The organism is Yoonia rosea (genome assembly GCF_900156505.1).
GTDB lineage: Bacteria > Pseudomonadota > Alphaproteobacteria > Rhodobacterales > Rhodobacteraceae > Yoonia > Yoonia rosea.
In genome coordinates this window covers 71922-86816 of the sequence record NZ_FTPR01000003.1, presented here as the reverse complement: position 1 = coordinate 86816, position 14895 = coordinate 71922, and the positions used below count along the sequence as shown (strand labels likewise).

At 57.7% G+C, this 14895-nt stretch carries 26 protein-coding genes; 12 read left to right on the top strand and 14 right to left on the bottom strand.

The genetic code is table 11. The features are described 5' to 3' along the window. Window positions 1–23: 23 nt before the first annotated feature. Both B0B09_RS15010 and B0B09_RS15005 read left to right on the top strand, forming a co-directional pair. Window positions 24–833: a response regulator gene (locus tag B0B09_RS15010; RefSeq protein ID WP_076660762.1), complete on the top strand. Its 810-nt coding sequence runs from the start codon at window positions 24–26 to the stop codon at window positions 831–833. A gap of 1 nt (window position 834) precedes the next feature. Then, window positions 835–1458: an exopolysaccharide biosynthesis protein gene (locus B0B09_RS15005; RefSeq protein WP_084190872.1), complete on the top strand. Its 624-nt coding sequence runs from the start codon at window positions 835–837 to the stop codon at window positions 1456–1458. Window positions 1459–1496: 38 nt separating this feature from the next. On the opposite strand, the gene B0B09_RS15000 is transcribed toward B0B09_RS15005, so the two are convergent. The 3 genes from B0B09_RS15000 to B0B09_RS14990 all read right to left on the bottom strand — a co-directional run bounded on the left by B0B09_RS15000 (window position 1497) and on the right by B0B09_RS14990 (window position 2771). Beyond that, a complete protein-coding gene (locus B0B09_RS15000; protein ID WP_076660761.1) occupies window positions 1497–1994 on the bottom strand; it encodes a Dps family protein in 498 nt (165 codons plus the stop codon). A gap of 19 nt (window positions 1995–2013) precedes the next feature. Further along, window positions 2014–2175 carry a DUF1328 domain-containing protein gene (locus B0B09_RS14995; RefSeq protein ID WP_076660760.1) on the bottom strand — a complete coding sequence of 54 codons (162 nt, stop codon included), beginning with the start codon at window positions 2173–2175 and terminating at the stop codon, window positions 2014–2016. A 221-nt stretch (window positions 2176–2396) separates the two neighbouring features. Beyond that, complete coding sequence (locus B0B09_RS14990; protein ID WP_076660759.1) at window positions 2397–2771, bottom strand: hypothetical protein; 375 nt, start codon at window positions 2769–2771, stop codon at window positions 2397–2399. Window positions 2772–2849: 78 nt separating this feature from the next. Here B0B09_RS14990 and B0B09_RS14985 point away from each other — a divergent pair, with 78 nt between their 5' ends. From B0B09_RS14985 to B0B09_RS14975, 3 genes are all read left to right on the top strand, one after another. After that, window positions 2850–3578 (top strand): Crp/Fnr family transcriptional regulator, encoded by a 729-nt coding sequence (locus tag B0B09_RS14985; protein ID WP_110549973.1) that lies wholly within the window; start codon window positions 2850–2852, stop codon window positions 3576–3578. An 84-nt stretch (window positions 3579–3662) separates the two neighbouring features. After that, window positions 3663–3902: a hypothetical protein gene (locus B0B09_RS14980; protein WP_076660757.1), complete on the top strand. Its 240-nt coding sequence runs from the start codon at window positions 3663–3665 to the stop codon at window positions 3900–3902. A 66-nt stretch (window positions 3903–3968) separates the two neighbouring features. Beyond that, complete coding sequence (locus B0B09_RS14975; protein WP_076660756.1) at window positions 3969–4259, top strand: hypothetical protein; 291 nt, start codon at window positions 3969–3971, stop codon at window positions 4257–4259. Between the two features lie 54 nt (window positions 4260–4313). Here B0B09_RS14975 and B0B09_RS14970 read toward each other — a convergent pair whose 3' ends face one another. From B0B09_RS14970 to B0B09_RS14955, 4 genes are all read right to left on the bottom strand, one after another. Continuing rightward, complete coding sequence (locus tag B0B09_RS14970) at window positions 4314–4931, bottom strand: hypothetical protein (protein WP_076660755.1); 618 nt, start codon at window positions 4929–4931, stop codon at window positions 4314–4316. A 143-nt stretch (window positions 4932–5074) separates the two neighbouring features. Then, complete coding sequence (locus B0B09_RS14965) at window positions 5075–5272, bottom strand: CsbD family protein (RefSeq protein ID WP_055295694.1); 198 nt, start codon at window positions 5270–5272, stop codon at window positions 5075–5077. Between the two features lie 88 nt (window positions 5273–5360). Further along, a complete protein-coding gene (locus B0B09_RS14960; RefSeq protein WP_076660754.1) occupies window positions 5361–5717 on the bottom strand; it encodes a DUF4112 domain-containing protein in 357 nt (118 codons plus the stop codon). Between the two features lies 1 nt (window position 5718). Next, entirely contained in the window at window positions 5719–5877 is a 159-nt protein-coding gene (locus B0B09_RS14955) for a YqaE/Pmp3 family membrane protein (RefSeq protein WP_076660753.1), read from the bottom strand. 146 nt (window positions 5878–6023) lie between these two features. Here B0B09_RS14955 and B0B09_RS14950 point away from each other — a divergent pair, with 146 nt between their 5' ends. From B0B09_RS14950 to B0B09_RS14940, 3 genes are read left to right on the top strand one after another with little or no spacing between them, the layout of a single operon-like run. Continuing rightward, a complete protein-coding gene (locus tag B0B09_RS14950) occupies window positions 6024–6509 on the top strand; it encodes a hypothetical protein (protein WP_076660752.1) in 486 nt (161 codons plus the stop codon). Next, window positions 6502–6897: a phage holin family protein gene (locus tag B0B09_RS14945; protein ID WP_076660751.1), complete on the top strand. Its 396-nt coding sequence runs from the start codon at window positions 6502–6504 to the stop codon at window positions 6895–6897. The genes B0B09_RS14950 and B0B09_RS14945 overlap by 8 nt, the downstream gene beginning before the upstream one ends. After that, a complete protein-coding gene (locus B0B09_RS14940) occupies window positions 6890–7651 on the top strand; it encodes a DUF3619 family protein (protein WP_076660750.1) in 762 nt (253 codons plus the stop codon). Before B0B09_RS14945 ends, B0B09_RS14940 begins: the two co-directional genes overlap by 8 nt. 52 nt (window positions 7652–7703) lie before the next feature. Here B0B09_RS14940 and B0B09_RS14935 read toward each other — a convergent pair whose 3' ends face one another. Continuing rightward, entirely contained in the window at window positions 7704–8693 is a 990-nt protein-coding gene (locus B0B09_RS14935) for a phosphatase domain-containing protein (protein ID WP_076660749.1), read from the bottom strand. Between the two features lie 15 nt (window positions 8694–8708). Next, window positions 8709–8879 carry a hypothetical protein gene (locus tag B0B09_RS18020; RefSeq protein ID WP_165689340.1) on the bottom strand — a complete coding sequence of 57 codons (171 nt, stop codon included), beginning with the start codon at window positions 8877–8879 and terminating at the stop codon, window positions 8709–8711. 138 nt (window positions 8880–9017) lie between these two features. Here B0B09_RS18020 and B0B09_RS14930 point away from each other — a divergent pair, with 138 nt between their 5' ends. From B0B09_RS14930 to B0B09_RS14920, 4 genes are all read left to right on the top strand, one after another. Then, window positions 9018–9512 carry a ferritin-like domain-containing protein gene (locus tag B0B09_RS14930; RefSeq protein WP_076660748.1) on the top strand — a complete coding sequence of 165 codons (495 nt, stop codon included), beginning with the start codon at window positions 9018–9020 and terminating at the stop codon, window positions 9510–9512. Between the two features lie 24 nt (window positions 9513–9536). After that, entirely contained in the window at window positions 9537–10487 is a 951-nt protein-coding gene (locus tag B0B09_RS14925; protein WP_076660747.1) for a YihY/virulence factor BrkB family protein, read from the top strand. A gap of 14 nt (window positions 10488–10501) precedes the next feature. Further along, window positions 10502–10669: a hypothetical protein gene (locus B0B09_RS18015; protein ID WP_165689339.1), complete on the top strand. Its 168-nt coding sequence runs from the start codon at window positions 10502–10504 to the stop codon at window positions 10667–10669. A gap of 69 nt (window positions 10670–10738) precedes the next feature. After that, window positions 10739–10900, top strand: a complete 162-nt coding sequence (locus B0B09_RS14920; protein ID WP_242654468.1) for a hypothetical protein — start codon at window positions 10739–10741, stop codon at window positions 10898–10900. Between the two features lie 75 nt (window positions 10901–10975). On the opposite strand, the gene B0B09_RS17810 is transcribed toward B0B09_RS14920, so the two are convergent. The 5 genes from B0B09_RS17810 to B0B09_RS14895 form a co-directional block, all read right to left on the bottom strand. Beyond that, entirely contained in the window at window positions 10976–11320 is a 345-nt protein-coding gene (locus tag B0B09_RS17810; RefSeq protein WP_131825035.1) for a hypothetical protein, read from the bottom strand. Window positions 11321–11488: 168 nt separating this feature from the next. Further along, window positions 11489–12223, bottom strand: a complete 735-nt coding sequence (locus tag B0B09_RS14910; protein ID WP_055295679.1) for an MBL fold metallo-hydrolase — start codon at window positions 12221–12223, stop codon at window positions 11489–11491. Between the two features lie 2 nt (window positions 12224–12225). Next, window positions 12226–13269: an ABC transporter ATP-binding protein gene (locus tag B0B09_RS14905; protein WP_076660745.1), complete on the bottom strand. Its 1044-nt coding sequence runs from the start codon at window positions 13267–13269 to the stop codon at window positions 12226–12228. Beyond that, a complete protein-coding gene (locus tag B0B09_RS14900) occupies window positions 13266–14039 on the bottom strand; it encodes an ABC transporter permease (protein ID WP_076660744.1) in 774 nt (257 codons plus the stop codon). Before B0B09_RS14900 ends, B0B09_RS14905 begins: the two co-directional genes overlap by 4 nt. Continuing rightward, complete coding sequence (locus B0B09_RS14895; protein WP_076660743.1) at window positions 14036–14893, bottom strand: ABC transporter permease; 858 nt, start codon at window positions 14891–14893, stop codon at window positions 14036–14038. The genes B0B09_RS14900 and B0B09_RS14895 overlap by 4 nt, the downstream gene beginning before the upstream one ends. Window positions 14894–14895 lie beyond the last annotated feature (2 nt).

The window sequence follows — 14895 nt, the reverse complement described above, 5'->3', positions numbered from 1 at the left end:
TTAATACAAAAAAGGTCAAAAAAATGAACGACACGGCACCGGAGCAAAATTTTTCCGATCTGATCGCGGCTGAGTTGCCTTATTTGCGGCGTTACGCACGTGCCCTGACGGGGTCGCAATCGCGTGGTGACAAATACACCGTTGCAACACTTGAGGCGATCCTGAAGGACCGCAGTGATTTTGAAAACGACAATGCCATGAAGGTGAATTTGTTCCGTTGCTTTCATGCGATCTGGTCGTCGTCGGGCCAGATGTTTCAGGATGAAGGAAGCGACCCACGCGCACGCGCGCACGGGCTGTTGTCGAAATTGACCGCCAATTCGCGCGAGGCGCTGTTGCTGCGCACGATCGAGGAATTCAACATCAAGGATGTCGCGACCATCATGGATGTCGACGCAGACGAGGTCCGCCGCCTGATCAAGGCCGCCAACAGTGAACTATCCGCAAGCGTGCAGGGCCGCGTGATGATTATCGAAGACGAACCGATCATCGCCGCAGATATTACCGATATCGTGACGTCCCTTGGCCATACGGTGACAGGCGTTGCGCGGACCCACGCCGAAGCGGTCGAGCTGGGCAGGAATGAACCGGCGGATCTGATCCTTGCCGATATTCAGCTGGCAGATAATTCCTCGGGGATTGATGCGGTCAATGAGTTGTTGAAAACGAACGATGTGCCCGTGATCTTTATCACAGCCTTCCCCGAACGGCTTTTGACAGGTGACCGCCCCGAACCTGCGTTCCTGATTTCCAAGCCCTTCCAAGAGGCGCAGGTGCAGTCGGCCGTCAGTCAGGCCATGTTCTTTGCGTCAACAGCGACATTGAAAGCCTGAGATGACGGATAAGCAGTTGCATCGGGCGGATCACGTGCCTGATGCACCTCCGGTTTTGCGGGGTTTAAGCGAAATCATCAATAAGGTCATTGATCTTGCCGCAGCAGATCGGATTTCCCTGCGCGAGGTGCTGCGCGCAATCGGCGACGCAAGCTTTGCGCCCATCCTGTTGCTGCCTGCCCTTGCCGTCGCCACACCGCTCAGCGGTATTCCTTTTTTCTCTACAACCATGGGCATCCTGATCTTTCTGATCGCGGGGCAGATGTTGCTACAACGCCAACACCTGTGGTTTCCCGATTGGGTGTTGCGCCGCGAGGTGCAGGGACACCTGGTGCGCGACGGGTTTCGCAAACTCTACCCGGTCGCCCACTGGATCGATGCCCGGACACAAGCCCGTCTGCGCATATTTGCGCGGCGCCCGCTGGTTTTCGTCCCGCAAATGCTGTGCCTTGTGTCAGGTCTGATCATGCCGTTGCTGGAATTTGTGCCGTTCAGTTCGTCCATCATTGGCGTCGGCGTGGCCTTGCTCGCCTTGGGTATGCTGACGCGCGATGGCCTGCTGACGCTCATCGGCATGTTGCCTTACGCGATTGTCGGATGGTTGATCGTCAGGGCGGCGACCTAAAGGAAAAGCCCCCCCGGAAACGGAGGGGGCTTTTTGTTTTATTCCGCAACGAGCGCTTTGAGCATCCATGCGGCCTGTTCGTGAAACGCGGACCGCGCTGTTGCCAGATCCTCGGTGACGGGATCGTTGTGATCGCCAGAAAGCTTGATCAACGCATGCAAGCGGTGCGCGATGCGTTCGTGATCGGTGGCAAGCGCCTTGCACATGTCGCCGGCTGAAATCTTTTCGGGGCTGTCTTCGACAACAGACCTGTCGCGGATATCGCCCATCGACATCGGCGCCATCTGGCCCACGGCGCGGATACGCTCGGCCAGTTCGTCAGCGGCGGCGAACATGTCCTCGTACTGTCCTTCGGTCAGGTTGTGGATCGCATAGAAAAGCGGCCCTTCAACGTTCCAGTGGTAGGCGTGGGTTTTGTAGGTCAGCATATAGGTATCGGCCAATACATCCGCCAAACCGCCAGCGACCGTATCGGGTTCGCGCACACCGGATGCGACTTTGCGGGGTTCTGTAACAACATTCAATGACTGTGTCATATCGTACTCCTTTCGTTGCTTAACTGCGAACAGCGCGCGCGATCAGCGTCACGATGAACAGAACGAGGAAGATAAAGAACAGAATTTGCGCGATCCCCGCCGAGGCAGAAGCAATACCGCCAAATCCGAATACGGCCGCGACGATGGCAACCAGTAGAAACGCGAGTGCATAGTACAGCATAGTGAACTCCTTTGGTTTGTTATCGCGCAAGTCATGATGCGCGAATTTCACAGACCAAACGTCCAGAATGCGGTTTTGGTTCCATCTTTGCCGATGAAACGATTTGCTGATCTCTGCGTTGACCCCCCAAGATCGCGGCGAAACGGTGGGAGAAGAAATATGCTGATCCAGCGACAACTTGCCCAGACCAGCAGTGACCTGCGCGCGCGGCGCATCAGCCGCTATGACGCGGGCGGCGCACCAGCGTCGGGTTCAGCCTTGTCCTGCGTCATCACGGCAAGCATCATATCAGAGCTGAAAGGCAGCTCGATAAATGTCGCGGCGAAATCAAATTCAAAGGGGCCGCCGATGACAACGATCCGTGCCGTCCGCATGGCAGCTTCGCGTACAACACGCCTGAGGTCATCGTCATCTGCAACGATTGAACCCTTCACAACAAACGTCGTTTCGGGGCCGCAGCTATGAATTGCAGGGCCAATGTCAGCCAAGGACGCACCCGCAGTAATGCGCGCGCGGGGAAATTGAGCGGTCAATAACCCCTCAATGTCCATCACCACGATCGGGTCAGGTTCGATAATGATAAAGTTCTCGGTCACATTTACCCCCGTAGACACGTCTTTTTACATGGCTGCGCAGGATGCTGCATTAATCTATGACATAGGATAGGGAAAAAATTGGCTACGAAATGTAAACAGTGTCCGCTGCGGTTGCAGCACCAATTCCTGCCGATGTCGCAGGACGAAGTGAACGCGATGCAACGGTTCAAAGTTGGTGAACTTGTGGTTGACGCCGGTGCGCCGATCCTGATGCAAGGCTCGAACAGCCCGCAGCTGTTCACCGCGCTACACGGGATGGGACTGCGGTATAAGTATCTTGAAAACGGCAAAAGACAGGTCGTGAATTTCATTCTGCCGGGTGATTTTATCGGATTGCAGGCCGGCGTTATGGGCGAAATGGGCCATTCGGTCGAAGCTACGACCAAGATGACGCTCTGCGTTTTTGACCGCTCGGCGATCTGGAATTTCTTCAAGGACAACCCTGAACGGGCGTTCTCGGTCACGTGGCTGGCCGCGATCGAGGAACATTTTCTCGGCGATGCACTGGCAACCGTCGGCCAGCGCGATGCCCTTCAATCGGTGGCTTGGGCGCTTGCCAAGGTTTATCTGCGCGGACAGCAGTTGAACATGGTCTCAAAAAGCCAGATGCCGCTGCCATTCCGCCAGCAGGATCTTGCAGATGCGTTGGGGCTGTCGCTGGTCCATACCAACAAAACGCTCGCGAAACTGCGCGATCGCCAGTTGGCGCAGTGGTCCGATGGTGTCTTGAGCATCGCGGATATTGATAAGCTGGCCGCAATCGCAATGATCGAAGACACCACCGTTCCGCCGCGGCCACTTTTGTAAGCGCAGGCCTTTTTTAAGGAAAACGTGGAACGGAAGTGCGGGCCGATTGTTGTCTCTGTGTAACCTTAATGAAGGAGAGAGAGTATGAAAATCGCATCAGTTCTCGCAGTTGTCGTAGCCGCCGTTGCCATTGGTTTTGGCATCTACATGGTCGATATCGACCAGACAGAAGAGGCAAGTTTGCCCGATGTGGATGTGACCGTTGAAGAGGGGAACATGCCCGAATTCAGCGCTGAAGTCGGCGACATCGAAACAGGCACCGAAGAGATCACGTTGGAAGTGCCAACAGTCGACATCGAAAGCCCTGAAGAAGACGAAAGCTAACATCCAGATCGAAGCCCCCGACCACGGCGTCGGGGGGATTTGGCCATAGAGAGAAGGAGATTTGCAATGACATCGACAGCAACAATCGAAAAAAACCTTGAAAAAGGGGTGAACAAAAAAGCCTCGGCAATCAAGGAGCGTGCAACCAAGACGGTCGAAAAAGGCGTCGAAGCGGCACAGGACACATTCGAGCAGGCCGCATTCCAAGCAGAGCTTGCGACAGAACAAGCAGGCGAAGAGCTGCGTAAACTCACCGCAAGCGGCACGAAATTTGTCCGTGATAACCCAGGCACCGCCGTTGTTGGCGCGGTCGGTCTCGGCATACTCGTTGGGTTGGCCCTGCGCAGTCGCGACTAATCCCCCACCATTCATGCGAAAAGCCCGTCGTAGCGATACGGCGGGCTTTTTGTATTAAGGGGACGCGTCCTGACTGATCGTGATCACCAGCTGACCGTCGGCCGTCTTTGTGATCGTGACAGCCTGTGGCGGTGTTTCCCCGACCTCACCTGCAAATGTCTTGATCACGACGTTTTGTGTCCGCGTTAGGCCCTCATCCAGCAGGATGTCCGCCACATGACCGATATCTGCCACATGCGCACGCACCGGATGGTCCAGCAGCTCGGTCATCCAGACGCCGTCATGGTCGCCGGGGATGTCCGGCTTGCCGCCATTAACGCGGGCATTGAACAGTGCAGCAATCATACTGAGCGAAAGCGTATTGCCGAATGGTCCGACAAATGTGCTGGGCAGATCTGCAGGGTCCACAGGCACCGCCGTGCGGTTCATCGAGTTATCATGCCGTGCCAGAATATCATCCGAGAGCGCCGTGGTGACGATGCCCTCTTTGTCAAGTTTCAGAACCACCGGGCTGAACAGAACCGGCGCTGTTCCTCTGGGTGTTGTGACATCGGCCATCATGAAAACGGCCTCTTTCAACGATAGATCAAATAATACATCGGTGATTTTGCCGGTGATGTCCTTTGCCGTGGCATGGTGCAGCTTGAGCCCGATAAGGTTTGTGGTTTTCATCTGTAATTCCTTTGTTTTCGCATATGCGAATGGGCCCGCCGGCGACAGCGGGCCCAGTGACGATCAGGCGTTCCCGATATGATGAAACCGCAGCGCGCCAGCATTGGCGGCTGCGGCGGTCTTCATCAGTCCGACAAGCCCGATCAGCGCTTGTTGACCCATTCATCAAGCTCCTTCTGGACCTCGAATTTCGCCTTGCCGTATTTTTCGCTGATCAGGCCCACAAGCTGCTCGCGCTCGCCCTCTGCCTGCGCGATTTCGTCTTCGGTCAATTCGCCGTATTTCTCGCGCAACTCACCCTTCATCTGTGTCCAGTTTCCTTTGATCTGTTCCCAGTTCATGACAATTTCCTTTCTTCTCTGCGGTGTCGGTTGTGTTTCAGATTGCAAGGGGACACCGGATACCCCTGCCCTGTTTGTCGGCTGTGCGTCAGGCGGGCTGCGGAACCATGTCCGCCAACCCCATCCGCACGAATTCGTCACGCAGAACAGCCACGTTCTTTTTGTGGCTTTTGAACGCCACGTCGAACACATCACCAACAAGCGGGACCGACCCCAAGGTCAGATCCAGTCCGGTGTTCCAGACCATCCGGCCAAGGGCGCGTTTACGAATCCCGCGGCGGTAGCCTGCATTGATCATCATCGCGGCGGGCACCACCGTCACGGCGTCACCGACCCCGGGCACCAGGCCGAGGATGGAATCCCACCCGATGGGCAGGCCAAAGAGGCTGAATCTGCTGTCCAGCGCCTCAGACCAGCGTTCGAATTTTTGCAGCTCCGTCGCCATCTTAGCGGCGTGCGATGGTATAGACGGCGTGCACGATCCCAGGGATGTAGCCCAGCAAGGTCAGCAGGATATTCAGCCAGAATTGCTTGGACAGGCCCACTTCCAGAAAGACGCCCAGCGGGGGCAGGATCATGGCAAATATGATACGAATGAGGTCCATAATCAGAACTCCTTGTGAAATGTTGTGTCGTCCAACCAACCCCGAGCCCTGCATTTCGTTCCACGGGGCGTGCGTATTTAACGTGGGAACGATTTGGCAGGTGGCGTGTTGATCCAGCGAAGATAGAGACGGAAAGGAGACACAAGATGTCCGATATATCCGAGCTAGGACGCACAGCGCGTGCACATGCAGAAGATCTGACCGCGCAAGGCAAAGCTGCCGCCACACAGGCGGCCGCGGCGCAGGCCGATAAGGCCAAGGATACAGCCGCAAACAAGGTGCAGCAGGCCGCCGACGCAGCAGAGGCTGCCGCCAGCCAGCTGGACCCGGCATCGCCGCAGGCCGAGGCCTTCGGGCACGTCGCCGACCACATTGAAGGGTTCGCATCGCAACTGCGCAACGCGGATGTGCGCGAACTGGCGTCGCAGGCCACCGATATGGCCCGCCGCAATCCGATGCTGTTCATCGGTGGCGCCGCAATCGCGGGCTTTGCCGCCGCGCGTTTTCTCAAGGCACGCGACCCGCAGCCGGACCCCTCTGCACAGGCAGATCCATGGGCCGCACCCTCCCCCACCTCACGCGGCTTTAGGCCCCAAGAGGCCGGTATCAACGGGGGCCGCACCGATGTCTAAACACACCATTCAAGACGCCCCGTCGCTGCTGGTGGACACGTTGCGCCAGTTCTCATCGCTCGTGCAGGGCGAAGTGCAGCTGGCCAAGGCAGAGATGTCGCGCATCGTGACGCGCGCAGGTACCGGCATCGCGTTCCTCGCGGTCGCATTCCTGTTGGCGCTTGTGGCGCTGAACGTCCTTGCATCCGCTGCCGTCGCTTACATCGCGGCCAACGGGCTGTCAGTCGGCACCGCCGCTTTGATCGTCGGTGGCGTTCTGATCGTCGCCGCAATCGGCTTTGTTCTGGCGGGCAAGTCACGCCTGAGCGCTGATGCACTCACACCGGAGAAAACAGCCGAAAGCATCCGCGACGACATCACAGCAATCAGGGAGGCATCCAATGTCTGATCTCAAAAAAATATCCGACCGCGTCGAAGCGGACCGCGCACAGCTTGCGTCGTCGCTCGACGCGCTAACCGAGACCGTGCAGCCGCAAAAACTGGCGCAGGATTTCACATCTGCGGCCAATGATATCGGCGCTGATCTCGCACAAAAAGCGTGGGGCACCCTGCGCGGCAACCCCGCAGGCGGACTGCTTGTCGCAATCGGGCTTGGCCTTTTGGCCAACGGCCAGCAGCGCACGGCTGCACCGGCGCCGCAGGCAGACCCAACAGCAGTCCCGCCCAAGGCCGCGATGTCAGGGTTTGACGCACGCGTCGCCCAAGCAGATGCGGAACTGCGCGCAGAAATGACCGGCGAAATGGAACGGCGCCCAGAGGCATCGCGCCTGAGGGCCGCATTGAACAGCGGGTTAGACCATCTGCCACCCAAAGCACGCCAACGCGTCGTCAAGGCACGCGAGGCAGCCGTCTCAGCGCAAGAGGCGATTGAACGGAAATCACGCAAAGCGCTGCGCAAAACACAAGGTTTTGCATACGAAAAGCCGCTAACCGCTGGCGCGCTCGCGCTGGGGTTCGGTGTGCTCGCAGGCACGCTTTTGCCGGGGACCCGCCGCGAAGACGAACTTCTGGGCCGCCGCCGCGATGCGCTGATGGCCGAGGCGCGCAATGCGCTTGAGGAAGAAATGCGCAAGGCCAAGGCGCAAGCGGAAGACACGATTGCCCGCAAAACCGGTGCAGATGTACATGAGTTACGCGCCTGATCCGGGCCAATTCACCAACAAAAAAGGGGCGGCATTTCTGCCGCCCCTTTTTTTATCGCGCGACGTCCGGCAATAAAGACCGGCAATCGTGGTCAAGCATCACAGCAACGCCCGCGGCTTCTATTTTTGCCACATCATCCTTGGTCCGGCGCGACAGGGCGGCCGCACTTGGCCGCCGCAAAACCACCTGCGTCACGCGGTCGGGGTGGCGCGCCACGATATCTGCGTAGATGTGCGGATCGTGCTGGCCGGTATCGCCCACAAGTGTGAACTGCAAATGCGGATTGGCGGCAAGGATCGTCTCGATCGCGTCGGTCTTGTGGTCACCATGGGTGCCTGTAATGAACTGGGTCCGCGATATCCCCAGATCGCGCAAAAAGAATGGCCCTAACGGCAGGCCGGTGCGCACAAAAACCGCCTGTAGATAATCAAAAAGGTTCCAGGGCGAAGAACTGACATAGAAACACGCAGCCCCCTGCCCTTTCAGATCCCGCAGCAAGGCAACCGCGTCCGCGAAAACCTCGCGTTCATGCACGTTACCTGTCGCGGATGTCCACAGGTTGCGCAGCAGCGAATAGGCACCGGTGCGCAGGAGCGTGTCATCAATGTCGGATATCACGCCGAAACTGGCGGTGCGGGCGTTGAAAACGGGGGTCGAATGGACCTCATCCGCGCCTGCCGCCTGAATATTCACATAAAGAGGAACGTCATCGCCGACGGGTATTTGCAGGGTAAAAAACCCCTCTTCGTCGGTTTGGGTAGCCAGATCGCTGTCGGCTGCGGTGATCGTCAGATCGCGCAGTTCGTCGGTCATGAAAAGGCTCAGGAAATCTTTGAAATTGCGCCACTTCGATTGTGGCCCTTCCGTGCTGATCGCGCGGGCTTTGGCAAGAACGCGGCCCCGTAACACGATATGATCATGCGATGTATAACCACCGTAGCAATCAATGATAGGATCGTGCCGCGCGGGGCCGCGTCTTATTTTTTCGAACCCACGTTCAAAACGATGTGCAACACGGGCAAGGGCAAGCTTTACAGCCATTGAGTGTCCTTTGAGCTAGACGTCGGCCGGTTTGCCAGTCGATGACTTATCCTTGGCCAAGGTTGATTTTGTGGCCGACGGGTCATCCATACGCGCCTGTGTCTTTTTCTTGCTGACAATGGCCACCACGATGAAGGCCATCAGCGTAAACAGCGCAAGCACGATGACGATAAATCCGCTTTCCATGGGTCTACTCCTATCATTGGTTTGTGTGTGGATGAACGCGCAACCTGCGGGCTGGTTCCATTGCCTTTCATGGAACCATCGGCGGGGGCAGGTGTTGGGTAGGTGACGTAACCATTCGCAACGAAGGGAGATACCAACATGACAATGTCACATCTCAAAGACGTATATCACGACCAACTGCAAGACCTGTGGAGCGCGAACACGCAAGCCGCCGATGCAGTAACCAAGTTGGGCCGCGCCGCCGGGGACAAGGATTTGTCCGAAGCGCTGATCGCTGGCGTGAACGGGATGAACGACGGTCTGCAAAAGATCGCCGAGATTTGTAACCGCCACGATATTGATCCCAATGGCGAGCACTGCAAAGGCATGGAAGGCCTTGTCGCAGAAGCGCACGCACATGTGCTGGACGCCGAATTCGGCAACGCCGATGTGCGCGACGCCATGATCATCACGCAGTATCAGCGCATGGTGCACTACGCGCTGGCCGGCTATGGCTGCCTTGTCGCTTTTGCCAACCGTCTGGGCCACGACGAAGATGGCGCGGTACTGCAGGAATGTCTGGATAACACCTATGGCGGCGACCGCACGATGACGGCTCTTGCCACGGGCGGCATCAACAAAGCCGCCGCCTAGGCCAAAAGACGCAGGAGCCCGAACATGACACGCGGACGCCACGCCGACAGCCCGACCAATATTCCCGCCAAAGGCTGGAAAGACACCGCATTTCGTCTCAAGGATGAAATCGGCCAAGACAGGGTCGGGCTGATCGCGGCGGGCGTTGCGTTCTACGGGCTTCTGGCGCTGTTTCCAGCCATTACCGCCCTTCTTGCGATTGGCGGGCTATTGGTCGAACCGAACCAGATCATCAACCAGCTTTCGACCCTTTCGGGCATCGTGCCAGAGGCGGCGATGAACATCATCACCGAACAGGCAACCGAAGTCGCAGGCTCTCGCGAGGGCGGGCTGGGGCTGGCTGCAGTGTTCGGGATCGGCCTTGCCGTCTATTCGGCCTCCAAAGGCATGGGCAGCCTGATGGACGGCATGAACGTCGCCTATGACGAAAAGGAAGAACGCGGGTTCATCCGTCTCAAGCTTGAAACGCTTGGCCTGACGCTTTTTCTGATTTTCGGACTGCTCGTCGCGCTTGCCGCGATGATCGGCATTCCGGTCTTGCTGAACACACTGAACCTTGATGCCCTCGCCGAGACCACAGCGACGGTTATCGTGGTCGCCTTCATCCTTGCCCTGTCGATGCTGGGGCTGGCGGTGCTTTACCGCTATGGCCCGTCGCGCGACGCGCCCGAATTCAAATGGGTCAGCCCCGGCGCAATTGCCGCCTGTATCATCTGGCTGATCGGATCTGCCGGTTTCGCCTTCTATGTTGCGAATTTCGGCGCATACAACGAAAGCTTTGGCGCTTTGGGCGGTGTTGTCGTCCTGCTGATGTGGCTCTGGATTTCGGCCTTCATCGTGATGCTGGGCGCAGAACTGAACGCCGAGATGGAGGCGCAAACCAAATATGACACAACCGTTGGCCGCGATCAGGCGATGGGCGACCGCGACGCCGCAAAAGCCGACCGGCTGGGCCAGCCGCAACACAGCGCATAAGAAAGGGAGATCACATGAAACATGTCAGACCGGAATTTGACCGCGCTTGCGACGAGATGGTGATGCACGCCACGCGTCCGCAAGACACGCATACCGGTGATCAGCGCGGTGCGCTTGATCTGGAAAAGGATGCATCGCAACACCGCCGCTTTCACGTGCTCTATCAGGACTTGATGAATTAAGCGGAAGGTGCCGAACACACGAATGGAAAGGACAAGACAACGGATCGTTAAAGTCTCATTCTGACGTTGATGACAGGCGCGGTCCTGACAGGTGGTCTGGCCACCGTCGCAGTGTCACTCGGCGTCATAAACTGGTGGGCCATCGGGGCCTCTGTCGTGGTCGGCTGCGCCCTGTCGTGGCCAACTGCCGATATGATTTCGCGCGAAATCAAGAAAAGGGATCCGGGATGATCGCACAAGACAGTATAAAGACGTGGACGGCCTGATGCCAAAGAAAGACGCACCAGAAGTTTGAACGATCACACGTTACACCGCTCTGTCAGAGTATTTCTGTTCGCGGGCGCTGTGTTGGCCACTGCTGCCTGTGCGGGCCCGCGTGTCATTGCGCGCAATGCAAAAAGTGCGGTCGATACCAATAACGTGCTTTTCAAGCCGGACCAATTCCTGCGCAACACGACCGCCGAAATCTCGAAGACGTATGGCAATGATCGTTTGTGAAGACGCGGCCACCCGCACTCCCTTGCTTATAAGCCCACACTTGCCAGTTCCGGTATGAAGCGGCGTTTGCGGCAGTTGGTTCCTCTCACACGCCATGCCGACATTTTTTTTCGTTTTGGGGTGGAACCTTTCTTGGCCTGACGTGTTCAGCATACATAGAGACTTCTGTCCCCGTCTCAAATCTGGGAAATCCAGAAACCTAGAACCTGCCACATGTCCCCGCGTTGTGGCAGGTTCATTTTTGGCGATTTCATGTATCTGCCGCGTCTCCGAATTGGTCTGGCATCACCGCCCAGCGATGGGCTTGCACCGGCGACAAAGTCACTGTCGTGTCTCATGCGCATCAAGCCACGCCCGGATGATAGCCCTGTGCCTTGCACCATCGTAGCTCGGAAAGTGCCCGCCATGCACAACGCGCACTGGCAGATCGTAAAGCCGCACCATGGATCGGAAATAATCCGCAGCGTCCGAATGATAGGTATCTTCGATTAGCGGTCCGTCATAAACGATATCACCCGAGAAAAGCGTTGCTGTCGCCGCCTCCCAGAGCGCTATGCCACCAGGAGAGTGGCCTGGCGTATGGATCACCTCGAACTGCCTATCTCCCAGATCGACAATATCGCCATCGGCCAACAGACGGGTCGCAGGCGCAGATTTCACGCGATAGGTCGCGGATTGGTATGGCGCCGGTGGCAAGCGATCAAAGATATCGTCGGTGACGTAGGGATCGGCCAGCGTGGCTTCACGTGTCGGATCGGCCAATAAGTCAGCCTCTGCGTGATGCACACAGCGATCATCAAATTCGTGATGACAGCCGATGTGGTCAAAATGCGTATGGCTGGCGACGGCCGTCAGGGCGCGTTCTGTCACCAGCGGCACCCACTCACGCAGCGACACGACACCCATACCGCTGTCGACCAGGAGGTCCCGATCACGACCGCGGATATGCCACATGTTGCAGCGGTAAAACGGCTGGATAAACGGCTCATCTATCAAAGTGACACCGTCGGCTTTGGTTTGCAGACGATACCAGTCTTCAGGGCGGGCGCGCTCCATTGCTAAGGCTCCTTGGAAAAGATGCTAATCGTATCAGCACCGGCGGAGATCACCAGCACATCGCCAGTTGCCGGCATATCAACGGGCGGGAGATGCGCGATCAACACCAGATCGGGGGCCGCATTAGGGACCAGATGCGCGCGAATATGGGTGCCGAAAAACGCCGCATCCCGGACGCGCGCCGGTCCAAGCGTGATCTGTGCATCAGTGGTGCCAATCGCCTCGGGCCGCAGGCACAGCGTCCCGGGGCCGCATTTTGGGGCGGCGGGCAGTTGCAGACGGCCAAACGGGGTCTCTACGCCGTGCTCCGTGACTTGCACGGGAATATGGTTCATCTCGCCCATGAAGTCTGCTGCAAAGAGGCTGGCTGGCTGGCGATAGATACGTGCGGGCGCACCGTGATCTTCGATGCGACCAGCATTCATGACGACGATGCGGTCCGCGATCGCCATCGCCTCTTCCTGATCATGGGTGACATGCACGAAGGTCGTGCCGACATGGCGCTGGATTGCTTTGAGTTCATCCTGCATTGCGCGGCGCAGTTTCAGATCAAGCGCACCAAGCGGTTCGTCCAGCAAAAGCACATCCGGTTCCACAGCAAGGGCGCGCGCAAGCGCCACCCGCTGGCGCTGGCCACCCGAAAGTTCGTGCGGGCGTTTTCCCGCGTCGTCACCCAAACCGACCAGCGACAGTTGCGCATCAGCCTTACGGTCGCGCTCTGCGCGGCCCATCCCCGCCATGCGCAAGCCAAAGCCGACATTTTCGCGCAAGCTCATATGCGGAAAAAGGGCATAGTCCTGAAACATGGTGGTTGTCGGACGCTTGGCGGGCGCCACCCGTGTCATGTCGCGTCCGCCGATCATCACACTTCCTTCGCTTGGCGCGATGAATCCACCCAACACAGACAGCAGCGTGGTCTTGCCGCACCCCGACGGGCCAAGCAGCGTCACATACTCGCCCGCCGCGATTTCCAGATTGATGTCATCAAGTGCTTGATAGGTGCCGAACCAGTGGTTCAGGCCGGACAAGGTGACAGGTGCAGTCATGCGCGGCGTTTCCGGAATACAAAAAGTTCAAGGGTCAGGACCACGGCGATCGAGACAAGAAAGACAAGGCTGCCAATCGCATTGAGCCGCGGCGAAAGCCCCGAGCGCAGCATCGACCAGATTTCAACCGGAAGTGTCACGTCAAAACGGGTCAGCAGAAACGCGATGATGAATTCGTCCCAGCTGAAAGTCATCGACAAAAAGAAGGCGGCCCCGATCGCAGGGGCCAGCATCGGAACTGTGACCAGCAAGATCACCTGTATCTCATTTGCCCCGAGATCCCGCGCGGCACGTTCTGCATTTTGCTGCTGTGCGCCCATCGCTGCAAAAATGATCGCAAAGGCCAAGGGTAGGTTAATGACGACGTGTCCTATCCCGGCGGTCATCAGTGACAAGCCCAAACCCGCTTGCGTCAAGACGATCAACAACCCAAGCCCTACGATCAGGTAGCTTACGGTCAATGGCGCGATCAACAGCGCGCGGATGAGTGCCGAGCCAGGCAACACGTGACGCGCCAAACCGTAAGCTGCCAGAAATCCGAGGGTCACCGCGATCAAGGATGCGCCAAAAGCCACCAGAACCGAATTGATCAACGCTGCCGTCAGGCGGCTGTCGCCAAGCACATCCGCATACCAGCGCAACGAGGGCCCGTTAAACGGCGGCACCGGCAATTGTCCGTCCTGAAATGAAAACAAGACAAGTGTCGCGACCGGCAGATAAATGAACACGAAAGCGACCGCTAGGTAAACCCAAGGCAAAACGCGCATCATATCCGGTCCAATCGCAGCCAGCGTGCAGCAGCCAGATAAGCCACTGTCACAATGCCCATCAGCACGATTGCCAAGGCTGCCGCCAAGGGAAAGTCCGCGCGCCGTCCGAGTTGGACCATGATCACCTGCGGCACTGTTAATTCGGTATTACCACCCAGAATCTGCGGCGTGACATAGTCACCGATGCACAAAACAAAGGTCAGAAAAGCCCCCGTCACAATGCCAGGCAGCGTGAGGGGCAAGATCACATGCCGAAAGGTCTGAAACGCGCTCGCCCCAAGGTCCTGTGCGGCACGGCGGTAGTTCGGCGAAAGCTGCACCAGATTGGCGTAGATCGTCAGCGTCAGCAGCATAACAAAAAAGTGGACAAAGCCTGTCACGGTTGCGAACCGCGTATTGGCCAGCGTCAACGGCTCGGCGATCAGGCCCAGATTGAGCATGGTCTGGTTGACCACCCCGTCACGCGCCAACACCAACAGCCATGCGTATGATCTTACAACGTACGATGTCCAGAACGGCAGGATCGCAAGCAGCAGTGCCAATCGCTGCCACCGCTTCGGCACATTAAACGCGATGATCCACGCCAGCGGATAGGCCAGCACAACCGAAACCACCGTTACCGTCAGTGTGATTTCGAGCGAAACGACGATCGCGCGCCACAAGAAACGCTTTTCCGCCAATTCTGCATAGTTCTGAAAAGATAGCCCCCAGATCAGCGTGCGCCCGTCCAACGTTGCAAGGCTCATCGCGCCCATCACAATGAAAGGCACGATGAAGAATGCAAACGTCCACAACAAGGCCGGGGCGACAAACCCCCAGCCCTGCGCGCGCTGTCCCGTGGCGGTCAACGGCACTG

Bases quoted from the DNA above. Each gene is read 5' to 3' on its own strand.
- B0B09_RS15010 (WP_076660762.1), top strand. From the start codon at position 24: ATGAACGACACGGCACCGGAGCAAAATTTTTCCGATCTGATCGCGGCT.
- B0B09_RS15005 (WP_084190872.1), top strand. From the start codon at position 835: ATGACGGATAAGCAGTTGCATCGGGCGGATCACGTGCCTGATGCACCT.
- B0B09_RS15000 (WP_076660761.1), bottom strand. From the start codon at position 1,994: ATGACACAGTCATTGAATGTTGTTACAGAACCCCGCAAAGTCGCATCC.
- B0B09_RS14995 (WP_076660760.1), bottom strand. From the start codon at position 2,175: ATGCTGTACTATGCACTCGCGTTTCTACTGGTTGCCATCGTCGCGGCC.
- B0B09_RS14980 (WP_076660757.1), top strand. From the start codon at position 3,663: ATGAAAATCGCATCAGTTCTCGCAGTTGTCGTAGCCGCCGTTGCCATT.
- B0B09_RS14975 (WP_076660756.1), top strand. From the start codon at position 3,969: ATGACATCGACAGCAACAATCGAAAAAAACCTTGAAAAAGGGGTGAAC.
- B0B09_RS14970 (WP_076660755.1), bottom strand. From the start codon at position 4,931: ATGAAAACCACAAACCTTATCGGGCTCAAGCTGCACCATGCCACGGCA.
- B0B09_RS14965 (WP_055295694.1), bottom strand. From the start codon at position 5,272: ATGAACTGGGAACAGATCAAAGGAAACTGGACACAGATGAAGGGTGAG.
- B0B09_RS14960 (WP_076660754.1), bottom strand. From the start codon at position 5,717: ATGGCGACGGAGCTGCAAAAATTCGAACGCTGGTCTGAGGCGCTGGAC.
- B0B09_RS14955 (WP_076660753.1), bottom strand. From the start codon at position 5,877: ATGGACCTCATTCGTATCATATTTGCCATGATCCTGCCCCCGCTGGGC.
- B0B09_RS14950 (WP_076660752.1), top strand. From the start codon at position 6,024: ATGTCCGATATATCCGAGCTAGGACGCACAGCGCGTGCACATGCAGAA.
- B0B09_RS14945 (WP_076660751.1), top strand. From the start codon at position 6,502: ATGTCTAAACACACCATTCAAGACGCCCCGTCGCTGCTGGTGGACACG.
- B0B09_RS14940 (WP_076660750.1), top strand. From the start codon at position 6,890: ATGTCTGATCTCAAAAAAATATCCGACCGCGTCGAAGCGGACCGCGCA.
- B0B09_RS14935 (WP_076660749.1), bottom strand. From the start codon at position 8,693: ATGGCTGTAAAGCTTGCCCTTGCCCGTGTTGCACATCGTTTTGAACGT.
- B0B09_RS18020 (WP_165689340.1), bottom strand. From the start codon at position 8,879: ATGGAAAGCGGATTTATCGTCATCGTGCTTGCGCTGTTTACGCTGATG.
- B0B09_RS14930 (WP_076660748.1), top strand. From the start codon at position 9,018: ATGACAATGTCACATCTCAAAGACGTATATCACGACCAACTGCAAGAC.
- B0B09_RS14925 (WP_076660747.1), top strand. From the start codon at position 9,537: ATGACACGCGGACGCCACGCCGACAGCCCGACCAATATTCCCGCCAAA.
- B0B09_RS18015 (WP_165689339.1), top strand. From the start codon at position 10,502: ATGAAACATGTCAGACCGGAATTTGACCGCGCTTGCGACGAGATGGTG.
- B0B09_RS14920 (WP_242654468.1), top strand. From the start codon at position 10,739: ATGACAGGCGCGGTCCTGACAGGTGGTCTGGCCACCGTCGCAGTGTCA.
- B0B09_RS17810 (WP_131825035.1), bottom strand. From the start codon at position 11,320: ATGCTGAACACGTCAGGCCAAGAAAGGTTCCACCCCAAAACGAAAAAA.
- B0B09_RS14910 (WP_055295679.1), bottom strand. From the start codon at position 12,223: ATGGAGCGCGCCCGCCCTGAAGACTGGTATCGTCTGCAAACCAAAGCC.
- B0B09_RS14905 (WP_076660745.1), bottom strand. From the start codon at position 13,269: ATGACTGCACCTGTCACCTTGTCCGGCCTGAACCACTGGTTCGGCACC.
- B0B09_RS14900 (WP_076660744.1), bottom strand. From the start codon at position 14,039: ATGATGCGCGTTTTGCCTTGGGTTTACCTAGCGGTCGCTTTCGTGTTC.